14 protein-coding genes are annotated in these 10,647 nt (G+C 70.9%); 9 read left to right on the top strand and 5 right to left on the bottom strand.

Annotated features, from left to right (window positions below):
- Positions 1-292 (bottom strand): MerR family DNA-binding transcriptional regulator (locus ACFWY6_RS24565; RefSeq protein WP_384694145.1); only part of this gene is annotated, 292 nt, incomplete at its 3' end.
- 58 nt (positions 293-350) lie between these two features.
- Here ACFWY6_RS24565 and ACFWY6_RS24560 point away from each other — a divergent pair.
- The 6 genes from ACFWY6_RS24560 to ACFWY6_RS24535 all read left to right on the top strand — a co-directional run bounded on the left by ACFWY6_RS24560 (position 351) and on the right by ACFWY6_RS24535 (position 4,837).
- On the top strand, positions 351-1,568 hold the full coding sequence (locus ACFWY6_RS24560; RefSeq protein ID WP_384694143.1) for an erythromycin esterase family protein: 1,218 nt from the start codon (positions 351-353) through the stop codon (positions 1,566-1,568).
- A gap of 156 nt (positions 1,569-1,724) precedes the next feature.
- Positions 1,725-2,276 carry a tellurite resistance TerB family protein gene (locus tag ACFWY6_RS24555; protein WP_360769092.1) on the top strand — a complete coding sequence of 184 codons (552 nt, stop codon included), beginning with the start codon at positions 1,725-1,727 and terminating at the stop codon, positions 2,274-2,276.
- Between the two features lie 138 nt (positions 2,277-2,414).
- A complete protein-coding gene (locus ACFWY6_RS24550; protein WP_384694140.1) occupies positions 2,415-2,852 on the top strand; it encodes a VOC family protein in 438 nt (145 codons plus the stop codon).
- A gap of 97 nt (positions 2,853-2,949) precedes the next feature.
- Positions 2,950-3,735: a DeoR/GlpR family DNA-binding transcription regulator gene (locus ACFWY6_RS24545; RefSeq protein ID WP_384694137.1), complete on the top strand. Its 786-nt coding sequence runs from the start codon at positions 2,950-2,952 to the stop codon at positions 3,733-3,735.
- A 68-nt stretch (positions 3,736-3,803) separates the two neighbouring features.
- Positions 3,804-4,157, top strand: a complete 354-nt coding sequence (locus tag ACFWY6_RS24540; protein WP_384694204.1) for a DUF4406 domain-containing protein — start codon at positions 3,804-3,806, stop codon at positions 4,155-4,157.
- Positions 4,154-4,837 carry an NUDIX domain-containing protein gene (locus ACFWY6_RS24535; protein WP_384694134.1) on the top strand — a complete coding sequence of 228 codons (684 nt, stop codon included), beginning with the start codon at positions 4,154-4,156 and terminating at the stop codon, positions 4,835-4,837. The genes ACFWY6_RS24540 and ACFWY6_RS24535 overlap by 4 nt, the downstream gene beginning before the upstream one ends.
- Before the next feature lie 7 nt (positions 4,838-4,844).
- On the opposite strand, the gene ACFWY6_RS24530 is transcribed toward ACFWY6_RS24535, so the two are convergent.
- From ACFWY6_RS24530 to ACFWY6_RS24520, 3 genes are all read right to left on the bottom strand, one after another.
- The gene (locus tag ACFWY6_RS24530) at positions 4,845-5,453 is read right to left on the bottom strand and encodes a dihydrofolate reductase family protein (protein ID WP_384694132.1); all 609 of its coding nucleotides are present in this window, start codon (positions 5,451-5,453) and stop codon (positions 4,845-4,847) included.
- Positions 5,450-6,331 carry a metalloregulator ArsR/SmtB family transcription factor gene (locus ACFWY6_RS24525; RefSeq protein ID WP_384694130.1) on the bottom strand — a complete coding sequence of 294 codons (882 nt, stop codon included), beginning with the start codon at positions 6,329-6,331 and terminating at the stop codon, positions 5,450-5,452. Before ACFWY6_RS24525 ends, ACFWY6_RS24530 begins: the two co-directional genes overlap by 4 nt.
- 86 nt (positions 6,332-6,417) lie before the next feature.
- On the bottom strand, positions 6,418-7,002 hold the full coding sequence (locus ACFWY6_RS24520) for a TetR/AcrR family transcriptional regulator (RefSeq protein WP_384694127.1): 585 nt from the start codon (positions 7,000-7,002) through the stop codon (positions 6,418-6,420).
- Between the two features lie 77 nt (positions 7,003-7,079).
- Here ACFWY6_RS24520 and ACFWY6_RS24515 point away from each other — a divergent pair, with 77 nt between their 5' ends.
- Entirely contained in the window at positions 7,080-8,072 is a 993-nt protein-coding gene (locus tag ACFWY6_RS24515; protein ID WP_384694125.1) for an alpha/beta hydrolase, read from the top strand.
- Entirely contained in the window at positions 8,069-8,869 is an 801-nt protein-coding gene (locus ACFWY6_RS24510; RefSeq protein ID WP_384694122.1) for an NAD(P)-binding domain-containing protein, read from the top strand. The genes ACFWY6_RS24515 and ACFWY6_RS24510 overlap by 4 nt, the downstream gene beginning before the upstream one ends.
- A gap of 36 nt (positions 8,870-8,905) precedes the next feature.
- Here the strand turns inward: ACFWY6_RS24510 and ACFWY6_RS24505 are convergent, their stop codons facing one another.
- Entirely contained in the window at positions 8,906-9,622 is a 717-nt protein-coding gene (locus ACFWY6_RS24505) for a TetR/AcrR family transcriptional regulator (RefSeq protein ID WP_384694119.1), read from the bottom strand.
- A 103-nt stretch (positions 9,623-9,725) separates the two neighbouring features.
- Here ACFWY6_RS24505 and ACFWY6_RS24500 point away from each other — a divergent pair.
- Positions 9,726-10,647, top strand: a 922-nt coding sequence (locus ACFWY6_RS24500; RefSeq protein ID WP_384694116.1) for an FAD-dependent monooxygenase, incomplete at its 3' end; no start/stop codon positions are given.

Genomic DNA, 10,647 nt, shown 5'->3' with positions numbered 1-10,647 from the left:
AGCGCTGCGCGCGGGGGCGCTCGCCCCCACCCCCCCCCCCCCCCGCACCCCGGTTCACGGCCCGCATGATCGACGTCGCCGTCTGGTGGCCGTGGCCGGACACCAGGGCGAGAAACGCGCGCAGGGCCCTCGCGTGCAGCGAGGTATAGGTGCGGTAGCCGTGGGCCGTGCGGCCTGCGGCCGGAAGGATGCCGGCCTCCTCGTAGTTCCTGACGGCCTGCGTGGACAGACCGTGCCCGCGCGCCAGGTCGATCGGCCTGAGCTGCTCTCCGCTTTGAAGGTTTGCTCCCATGGTCCTGTCGATATCGCGGAAAAGTTTCAACCGAAAGTTCAACGATAGCGTTGAAGGCATGGCTACTGACCTCAAAGACATCGCCCATGCCGTCGAAGCCACAGCCGTCATGAAACTGCTGCCGACCCGGCCCCGGCTGCTCGCCGTGGGCGAGCCGACCCACGGCGAGGACACCCTGCTCGACCTGCGCAACGACCTCTTCCGGCAGCTCGTCGAGCAGGAGGGCTACCGGACGATCGCGATCGAGAGCGACTGCATGACGGGCCTGGTCGTGGACGACTACGTCACCTCGGGCACGGGCTCCCTCGACGAGGTCATGGAGCGCGGGTTCAGCCACGGCTGGGGCGCGTCCGCGGCCAACCGCGAACTCGTGCGCTGGATGCGTGCCCACAACGTTCGCGCGGACCACGACGGCCGGCCCGCGTCCGACCGGCTCCGATTCGCCGGTGTCGACGGCCCGCTGGAGATCACTCACGCAGCGAGCCCCCGGCAGGCCCTCACCGCACTCCACGGCCACCTCGCGGCCCAGGTTGACGCGGACCTGCTCCCCTGCACCGCGGAAAGGCTCGACCGCCTGCTCGGCGCAGACGACCGGTGGACCGATCCCGCCGCGATGATGGACCCGTCCCGGTCCGTGGGACAGTCGGCCGAGGCCGGGCAACTGCGGCTGCTCGCCGACGAGTTGGTCGCCCTGCTCGAGGCGCAGACGCCGCACCTGCTCGCGGCGGCCTCGCGGGACGACTGGGATCGGGCGTGCCTGTACGGGCGCACCGCGACCGGCCTGCTGCGCTACCACCACTGGATGGCCGACGCCTCACCGGCCCGCCTGACCCGCCTTGCGGGCCTGCGGGACCAGATGATGGCCCAGAACCTCCTCGCCCTCGCCGCCCGGGGCCCGGCACTCGTCCACGCGCACAACTCCCATCTCCAGAGGCAGAAGAGCTCGATGCGGATGGGCGGGATGCCGCTGGAGTGGTGGGGCGCCGGTGCGCTGGTCAGCGCCCGGCTCGGCGAGGGGTACGCCTTCGTGGCCACGGCCCTGGGCACGATCCGGCACCAGGGAGTGGACACGCCGCCGCCGGACACCGTCGAAGGCCTCCTGTACGCGCTCCCCGAGGACCACTGCGTCATCGACGCCTCCCGGCTTGCCGCCACCCTCGACGCCACGCGGCCCGCGCCGCGCGTATCCCCCTGGTTCGGCTACGCCCCGCTCGACCCGGCCCACTTGGCGGACAGCGAGGGCATCGTGTTCGTCAAGGACGTCGCACAGATCTAGTCGCGCAGGTCCCGTCGCACACGTCTGGTTTCGTGCGCGGCCATTCGTGCGCGGCCATTCGTGCGCGGCCATGGAACTTCGGCGGGTGGGAAGGCGTTGGCAGAGGGACGCGCGGAAGGCGCGCGGACGAGCGAACGGTTAGCCGAGGTGGCACGGATGGCGATGTGGGACCGGATCAAGGACCAGGCCAAGGGTCTGCAGCAGCAGTCGCAGGGGGCGCGGAGCTCCGGCGGTCACGGACGGTCGGGTTCGGGGTCCGGCGGCGGGTCGAAGGCTCAGCTCGTGGGCGTGCTCAAGTCCCAGCTGGGCTCCCTCAAGACGGAGCTGAAGAGCGGTGCCTACCGGGACGCCAGCATGGCCATGTGCGCCCTGGTCGCGGCGGCCGACGGGTCGGTCGACCCGGCCGAGCGGCAGCATGTGGAGTCCCTGATCCTGCAGAACGACGTCCTGCAGAACTTCCCGCCGGATCAGCTGCGCCAGCGCTTCAACAAGCACGTCGACCAGTTGACGCTCAACTTCCAGCAGGGCAAGACCCAGGTCATGCAGGAGATCGCCAAGGCGGCGAAGAAGCCGATGGAGGCCAAGGCGGTCGTACAGACCGGCTTCGTGGTCGCCGGCGCGGACGGGTACATCGCCCCGGCCGAGGAGCAGGTCCTGCGCGAGGCGTGCGCGGCGCTGGGCGTCTCCCCGCAGGAGTTCGGCCTCTGACCGCGGATTGAGCATTGCCGTCCAGGGGGCGGCGCATATCTCTTTGCAGTTGCAGTTGGGGCCCGCATCTCAAGTAGAAGGTGCGGGCCCCGACGCGTGACGTCGTAGGTTCCCGGCACCCGGCAGGAAGGCAGTCCGATGACCGTTCTCGACTCCCCGATCCCGCGATTCCACTTGGCCATGCCGGTCGACGACCTGACCGCCGCGCGCCGCTTCTACGGCGACGTACTGGGCCTGGAGCAGGGGCGCAGCGCGGACACCTGGGTGGACTGGAATCTGCACGGCCACCAGTTCGTCACCCACCTCGCACCGGAGCGCGCGCAGCGCATGCACAACCCGGTCGACGGCCATGACGTCCCGGTGCCGCACTTCGGGTTGATCCTGACGATCCCCGCGTTCAAAGAGCTCGCGGAGCGGCTGCGCGCGGCGGACGCGGACGTCGAGTTCGTCATCGAGCCCTACGTCCGCTTCGAGGGCCAGACCGGTGAGCAGTGGACGATGTTCTTCCTCGACCCGGCCGGCAACGCCCTCGAGTTCAAGGCCTTCGCCGACGACTCCCAGGTCTTCGCCGTCTGACCGGCGCCGCCCAGCTCAACTCCACCACGAGCTGCTGCACGGGCACAGTTCGCACACTCAATTGTTCATTCGAACACCATGATGATAGAAAAGGGTCATGGGTGTCGCCAATCGTTTGGACCTGACCCTGCGATTGGTGCAGGGCTCCGACCGGGTTTCCGTGTCGGAGCTCTCCCAGCGCCTGGGTGTGTCGGAGATGACCGTGCGCAGGGACCTGGACGCGCTGGAGCGTCAAGGGCTTGTGCGTCGTGTGCACGGCGGGGCCGTGGCGACGCGTTCGCGGGCCGAGGACGCGGGATTCCTCGCGCGTGAGCCGTGGCAGGCCGCCACCAAGGACCGCATCGGCGGCGCCGTGGCCGCGTTGGTCGAGCCCGGATCACGGGTCCTGCTCGACGCGGGGACCACGACGGTGCACGTGGCCGAGCATCTGGTGGCTCGGGCCCCGCTCACGGTCGCCGTGCTGAGCCTGCAGGCCGCGGTCTGCCTGGCCGACCGGCCGGGGATCGAGCTCCTGGTCGTGGGCGGGCGCTCGCGTCCTGGTGAGCGTTCCTTTGTCGGTCCGCTGGCGCTGCGCACGCTGGAATCCCTGGCCTTCGACTGCTTCGTCATGTCCATCGGCGGCGTGCACGCCGAGCACGGCTGGTCCGAGTTCTCCCTGGATGACGCCGCCGTCAAACAGGCCGGACTCGCCCGGAGCGACCGCACCATCGCGGTGGCGGACGCGACCAAGCTCGGTGTGCGCGCCTTCAGCCGGGTCGCCCCGCTCGACGCGGTGGACCGCTTCGTCACCGACCGGGCCGCCGATGACGCCGGCACACACCCCAGCGGCCCGCAGACCATGGACGCCCTGCGCGATGCGGGCGTCGAGACCGTCCTGGCGTGACCCCAAGTCCCCGCCCCTGCCCCCATGTTGAGGAGTGTGCCGTCGTGGCCGCCGATCCCCGCTCGCTGATGATCCTCGTCGCAGGTCCCTACCGATCGGGCACAGGCGACGACCCGCGCAAGCTCGAAGCCAACGTACGGGCGATGAACGAGTGCGCCCTCGCCCTCTTCCGCGCCGGGCACCTGCCCGTCACCGGCGAAGCCCTCGCCCTGCCGCTCCTGGACACCGCGGGGAGCACCGGGCCCGGCGACCCGCTGTTCGACGAGATCTTCCACCCCGTCGCCGAGCGACTGCTCGCCCGCTGCGACGCCGTTCTGCGGATCGGCGGCCCCTCCGAGGGAGCGGACCGGATGATTGCGCGGGCCCGCGCCCAGGGCACGGACGTCTACGCCGACCTCGCCGACGTGCCGGCCGCCCGATGACCGCAGGCCTCGACACCCCCGACCGCCGCGGACGCACCGGCCTCGACCGGCACGGCCACGGCCTGACGGGCAACCCGCGCGTGCGGATCCGCGACGTGGAGGTGCTCTCCTGCGACTGGTACGTCCTGCGCAAGACCACCTTCGACTACGAGCACAGCGACGGGCACATCAGCCGCGAGCAGCGGGAGACCTACGACCGCGGCGACGGGGCGACGATCCTGCTCCACAACGACGACCACCGCACCGTGCTGCTCACCCGTCAGTTCCGCCTCCCCGCCTACGTCAACGGACACCCCGACGGCATGCTTCTGGAAACCGCCGCCGGACTCCTCGACGGGGACAGGCCGCAGGAAGCGATCCGCCGCGAAGCCGCCGAGGAGACCGGCCACGTCATCGGCGCTCCCGAGCACGTCTTCGACGTCTACATGAGCCCCGGTTCTGTCACCGAACGCGTGCACTTCTACGCCGCCGCCCACTACGACCCGGCGGACACTCCCGCAGGTGCGACCGGAGTCGCCGCCGAGGGCGAGGACATCACCACCGTCGAGCTGCCCTTCGCCGACGCACTCGCCATGGTGCGCAAGGGCACGATCGCCGACGCCAAGACCATCATGCTGCTCCAATGGGCGGCTCTCGACGGCCCGTTCCGCCCGGCCGAGCCGCCCGCCGGCCACAACTGAGCCGGTATCAGCGGACGCGGTCGTAGACGAGAGCCAGCGTGCCGTGTTCGCCCGCGGTCTGGCTGACGAGCTCCCACTGCCCGGCCGGCAGACCGTCGTCGAAGAGGCGCGGCCCGCCGCCGAGGAAGACCGGAAAGACGGTGAGCGCGAGGCGGTCGACCTGGTCGGCCGCCAGCAGCGCCTTGATGATGCTCGCGCTGGAGAGCACGAGGATGTCGCCGCCTTCCGTGGCCCTGAGATCCGCAACCACCTCGGCGGTCGGCTTGTCGACGATCGTCGCCCGCTCCCAGGGCGCCTCGCCGAGCGTGGAGGAGAGGACCACCTTGTCGGTGTCGACGAGCCACTGGGCGAAGGCCTCGTCGCGCGGGTCGGCACCCTCCATGCCGATGACGGTGGGCCAGAAGCCCAGGAACCCCTCGGCGTTGACCCGCCCGAGCAGCGCTGTCGTCGCCGACTCGCGGAGGGCGGCCAGGTGGTCGCGGGCGACGTCGGTGACGGCGTACGGCATGACCCAGCTCATGTCGATCGGGTCGTCCGGCGCGGCGTAGTGGCCGTCGAGGGAGAGGCTCATGTTGGTGACGACCCGTCGGCCGGCCGTCAGCTTCTGCTCGGTCATTTCGCGCTCCTGGTGTCGTCGGTGCGGGGGTCGGTTTCGCTGCTGGTGCCTACGCTGTCGTGCGCGTCCGCGGCGAGTGCCGCCGCGAGTTTGTCGAGGCTCTGGCCGAAGCCGATCTCGATGCCCGCGATGAAGTCCGCGGAGTCCACCGTGCTGTCGGTGATCCGCCAGCGGGCGTCGAGGTCCGTGCCGGTCTCGGTGGGCCGCAGGTTCAGTTCGACGTAGGCGGTGAAGGCGATGCTCCCGTCGGGCAGGAGCGGGGAGAGCCGGTAGGCGAGGCGCTCACCGGGGCGTACGTCGTCCACGACTCCCTCCGCGCGTCCGGCGGTCAGGTCCGAGCCGTCGGCGTCCTCGGCATCGCGGTACTCGTTGACGATCCGCCCGCCCGGACGCGCCTCGAAGACGAGCTCGGAGACGCGGAGGTCGTCCGGCGTCCACCATCGGGCGAGCAGGGAAGCCTCGGTCAGGTGGCGCCACACCAGCTCGGGGCGCCCCGCCAGCGACCGCAGGAACGAGAAGGAACGGCCGTCGGCCCACCCCGACTCCTCCGCGGCGAGCCGCTCGGCGCGGAGGCTGAGCCCGTATCGGTCATAGGTCCCGCGCGGACCGTCGGCCTGGTCTGCGCTGTCGGCGAGCCCCTTGAGCGCGGCCGCCAGGTCCCGCAGGGGAGCGGACCGGAGTGCGTAGATGCGGCGCTGGCCGGTGCGCTGCGAGCTGACGATGCCGGCGCGCTCAAGGGTCTGCAGGTGCTTGGTCGTCTGCGGCTGGCGCGCCTCGGCGAGCTGGGCGAGGACACCGACCGAGCGGGGCCGCTCGGCCAGCAGGCTTACGAGCCGCCAGCGGGCGGGGTCGGCCAGTGCGGTGAGGAGTGCGTCCATGGAGATGAGTATTCGCCATAGAGAATATTCGTGTCAAGGAATATCGCAAGGCGTGGGCCTACCCCGCCCGACTCCGGCGGTGCGGCCTAGTCCCGGTCGGCGACCTCGGCGCTGTCGGTGAAGTGCGCCAACACCATCGCGACCAGCGCGTCGACATCGGCATCGGCCATCGGCGCACCGGTCATGCCCATCCGGTGCAGCAGGACCCCGACCACTACGTCGATGAAGAACAGGACCCGGTTCTCCGGCTCGCCGAGCGCGTCCTGGAGTGCCAGCCGGTACGGGTCCTGCAGTCGCGTGGACAGGATCTCGCGCAGGGCCGGATCGCTGACGGCGTCGCTGAACACACCGGCGAACGCGTCGCCCACGCCGGGCTCGCCGATCTTCGCGGCGATCCAGCGGATGGTCGAGGACATGAGCTCGGCTCGACCTGCGCCGTCCAGCGGCGCCGGGCCGAACGCGTCCAGGAGGCAGTCCACGATCAGCGCGCCCTTGGTCGGCCAGCGCCGATAGACCGTCGACTTCGCGACACCGGCCGCGGCGGCGATGCGTTCGACGGTGGCGCGCGCGTAGCCGAGCTCGTGGACCGTGCTCAGCGTGGCGGCGAACACCGCGTCATTGACTCCGGCGCGGGGGCGACCGGGCGGTCTGGCGGATGTGGGCGATGCCATTCCCCCACGATACCTGGTTTCGCTACCTTAGGTTTCGATACCTTAGGTCGCGTAACTCTCTAGGCTGAGGAGAAGGCATGAGTGAGGTCACTGCTGTACAACGACCGCCGGAGCCGGACTGGTTGGCGATGACGGCCGAGGAGCTGGCCGCGTACCGCGACGCGGAGAACCGCGTCCGGGCATCCGACGCGGCGCGAGCGGTCACCGGTCAACCGGATCCCGGTGCCGCGATTCACTGGCAGGACGTGGCGCTGCCCGGCCGTGAACTCCCGGTCCGGGTGTACCGCCCGGCCCCCGGGCGCGACGGCGCAGGCGCCGACCGGACCGAACTGCCCTTGGTGCTCCACGTGCACGGCGGCGGATTCGTGGGCACGGCGGTGCAGTGTGACTGGGTCACCAGCCACATCGCCGCCCGACTGCCCGCGGTCGTCGTCTCGGTCGAGCACCGCCTCCTCGACCCGCGGACCCCGCTGTCGGCGGCCGTCGCCGACGGCTGGGACGTGCTCCAGCACGTGGTGAAGCACGCCGCGCAGTGGGGCATCGACCCGGCGCGGACCGCCGTGTTCGGCGAGAGCTGCGGCGCGTTGATCAGCGCCCTGGCGGCGATCCGGGCCAAAGAGGCCGGTCCGCATCTGCAGGCGCAGGTGCTGGTCAACCCCGCTGTCGATGTGACCGAGACGATGTTCGACCATCCCTCGGTCGCCGAGTACGCACACACCCCGACGCTCACCGAGCCCCAACTGCGCCTGTTCCAGCGGCTCGCCGTTCCGCCGGGAGTCGACGCCCGCGCGCTCTCGCCGCTGTACGCAGACGACTTGAAGGGCCTTGCCCCGGCACTCGTGGTGGTGCCGACCCACGACGCGGTGGCCGACCACGGCCGCCGCTACGCCGAACGACTGCAGGCCGCCGGGACGCCGACGCGGCTCACCGAATACCCCGGAGCGGGGCACGCGTTCCTCAGCATGCCGGGCCTTGTGGAGCAGGCCGAGGCCGCGCGGACGGAGATACTCGAGTTCCTCCGGGCCGCCCTCGCCGCGCGCACCACGCACGACGGGAGGAAGACGCAGTGAAGCGCATCGGCATCATAGGAGTGGGTGAGATCGGCCGGGCCATCGTGCTGGGGCTGTGCGACGGGGGTGGCGTCTCGCCGTCGTACGAGGTGTTCCTCTCTCCCCGGGGAGCCCGCACGGCCGCGGAACTCTCCGCGCGCTTCGACGGCGTACGCGTGTGCGCCGACAATCAGGAGGTGGTGGACCGCTCCGAGGTGGTCATCATCGCCGTACCGGGACCCCGTCGGCACGAAGCGCTCGCCGGTCTTGCGGTGGACGGTGCCAAGACGGTGGTCAATGTGATGGCCGGTGTCAGCAATGACGAGATGCGCCGGATACTCGCCACCGACGCCGCGTTGGTGCGGGCCATCCCGCTGCCCACCGCACGCGAACGCCGCTCCGTCACGGTGACGTTTCCGTCCCACCCGGTGGTGGACGCGCTCTTCGAGCAGTTGGGCGGGGTGCAGCCGGTCGCGGACGAGGCGGCCTTCGACGTCTACTCCGCGCTGACGGGGACGCTGACCACCCACTACTGGTACCTGGCCACGCTCACGTCGTGGGCTGTCGACCAGGGGATAGCGGCCGGTGACGCGGAGCGCTACGTCCGCAGCCTCTTCCAGGGCGTCGGCCGTTCCCTGGGCGACGAGACGCGCTCCCTGAGCCGGCTCGCGGCCGAGCATGAATCGCCGCAGGGGAACAACGAACGCATCCGTACCACTTGGTTCGATCCGGCCAACGCCGAAGCTCTCGGCAAGGCCCTCGACGGCCTGCTCGCCGATCTGAAGCAGCCCCGGGCCGAGGAGCGTCCCTTGGCTTGATGCGGCGCGCCCTGCCCTGGCCGTCTCGCGCCCAACTCAGCCGGCGCGCCCGGCGATGAGCAGGCCCAGGCCGTCCAGGATGCGTTGCAGGCCGAACTCCAGTGCCTCGTCCTGCCCGCCGTGCTTGGCCGTCGAGGCCAGCGCGGCGGCGAGGGCGGGGTAGCGCTCGCCGTGCGCGCGCATCAACTCGCCCAGCGTGGCGCTGAGTTGTGCCTCGGGGGCGCCCGCCGGACCGGCCGCGCGGGCCTGCTGGGTGATCTCGCGTACGTGGCCCGACAGCAGGACGACCGCGTCCATCCGCTCGGCGCCCGTAAGGCCGGTGCCGTCCGAGGCGGCGAGGGCCTGCTCCATCCAGGCCAGTTCCCTGGGGCCCATGATCCGCGGGCCGACGGTCGCGTCGAGCAGCCATGGGTGCCGGTGGAACACGGTGGCCAACTGCCGGGCCCAGTCGCCCAGTTGCTCCCGCCAGTCGCGGCGATGTCCGTCCGGCAGGGGGGCCTCGCCGATGGTGGCCTCCACCATCAGCGCGACCAGCTCGGCCTTTCCCGGCACGTACCGGTACAGCGCCATCTTGGTTACGTCGAGCAGGTCGGCGATCCGCTGCATGGACACGGCGGCCAGCCCCTCCGTGTCGGCGATCTCGCTGCCGGTCCGCGCGATGCGGTCCAGGCTCAGCGCCGGCTTGGGGCCCCGCCTGGGTTTCGGCGGCGGGTCCCAGAGCAGTCGCGCCATCTGGCTCCGCTCGTCGCTCATCTCGCCGCTCCCATCTGCGGTCTTGCAGGTCCTCAAAACTGTGTCTACGGTACACATCAATAATCAGTATCCAGCGGACACAGTTTTGCGGGGAGTGCTGTCCATGACCAAGAACGTCCTCATCTCCGGTGCCGGCATCGCGGGCCCGGCGCTCGCCTGCTGGCTCGGTCACCACGGGTTCAGCCCCACAGTGGTCGAGCTTGCCCCGGGCCTGCGCGCCGGCGGCCAGGCCGTCGATTTCCGCGGCGAGACGCATCTGACCGTGCTGGAGCGCATGGGCGTACTCGACAAGCTGCGCCGGATCCAGACCGGCGGCAGCCCGATGCGCTTCGTCGACGAGCAAGGGCGACAACTGCTGCACCTTCCGGCCGAGTTCGCCGGTGGCGAGGTGGAAGTGCTCCGCGGAGATCTGTCCCAGGTGCTCTACGAACAGAGCCTCCCGCACACCGAGTACGTCTTCGGCGACTCGATCACCGGCCTCGCCGAGACCGCCGCAGGGGTGCGGGTCACCTTCCGGCACGGCGCGCCTCGGGAGTTCGACCTCGTGATCGGCGCGGACGGGCTGCACTCCAACGTCCGCCGCATCGCTTTCGGCCCCGAGGAGAACTTCGTACGCCATCTCGGCTACTACGCCGCCACCTGGCAGCTGCCCGACTACCTGGGCCTCGGGCGAGGTTCGGTCGGCCACAACGCGCCGGGCCGGTTCGCCGCTGTCGGCGGCGGCCACCAGGACGCGTCGCAGGCCGGTGCCTTCTTTGTCTTCGCCTCGCCCCAACTGGCGTACCGCTGCGACCCGGAGCAGCAGAAGGCCCTGATCGCCGATGCGTTCGCCGGGCTCGGCTGGGAGGTTCCGCGGCTCCTCGACTCCCTGCGGCAGGCCCCGGAGCTGTACTTCGACTCGATCAGCCGGGCGGACGTGGACACCTGGTCCAAGGGGCGGATCGGCCTCGTCGGGGACGCCGCCTGCGGCGCGACCATCGGCGGCATGGGCACGGGAACCGGCGTGGTCGGTGCCTACGTACCTG

Origin of the sequence: Streptomyces sp. NPDC059037 (genome assembly GCF_042740015.1) — a bacterium.
GTDB lineage: Bacteria > Actinomycetota > Actinomycetes > Streptomycetales > Streptomycetaceae > Streptomyces.
Note: the sequence above shows the minus strand (reverse complement) of the source record. Positions and strands in the feature narration are given on the sequence as shown.

What these genes read in the sequence shown, in the direction of transcription:
- ACFWY6_RS24560 (WP_384694143.1), top strand. Translation starts at nt 351, where the DNA reads ATGGCTACTGACCTCAAAGACATCGCCCATGCCGTCGAAGCCACAGCC.
- ACFWY6_RS24555 (WP_360769092.1), top strand. Translation starts at nt 1,725, where the DNA reads ATGGCGATGTGGGACCGGATCAAGGACCAGGCCAAGGGTCTGCAGCAG.
- ACFWY6_RS24550 (WP_384694140.1), top strand. Translation starts at nt 2,415, where the DNA reads ATGACCGTTCTCGACTCCCCGATCCCGCGATTCCACTTGGCCATGCCG.
- ACFWY6_RS24545 (WP_384694137.1), top strand. Translation starts at nt 2,950, where the DNA reads ATGGGTGTCGCCAATCGTTTGGACCTGACCCTGCGATTGGTGCAGGGC.
- ACFWY6_RS24540 (WP_384694204.1), top strand. Translation starts at nt 3,804, where the DNA reads ATGATCCTCGTCGCAGGTCCCTACCGATCGGGCACAGGCGACGACCCG.
- ACFWY6_RS24535 (WP_384694134.1), top strand. Translation starts at nt 4,154, where the DNA reads ATGACCGCAGGCCTCGACACCCCCGACCGCCGCGGACGCACCGGCCTC.
- ACFWY6_RS24530 (WP_384694132.1), bottom strand. Translation starts at nt 5,453, where the DNA reads ATGACCGAGCAGAAGCTGACGGCCGGCCGACGGGTCGTCACCAACATG.
- ACFWY6_RS24525 (WP_384694130.1), bottom strand. Translation starts at nt 6,331, where the DNA reads ATGGACGCACTCCTCACCGCACTGGCCGACCCCGCCCGCTGGCGGCTC.
- ACFWY6_RS24520 (WP_384694127.1), bottom strand. Translation starts at nt 7,002, where the DNA reads ATGGCATCGCCCACATCCGCCAGACCGCCCGGTCGCCCCCGCGCCGGA.
- ACFWY6_RS24515 (WP_384694125.1), top strand. Translation starts at nt 7,080, where the DNA reads ATGAGTGAGGTCACTGCTGTACAACGACCGCCGGAGCCGGACTGGTTG.
- ACFWY6_RS24505 (WP_384694119.1), bottom strand. Translation starts at nt 9,622, where the DNA reads ATGAGCGACGAGCGGAGCCAGATGGCGCGACTGCTCTGGGACCCGCCG.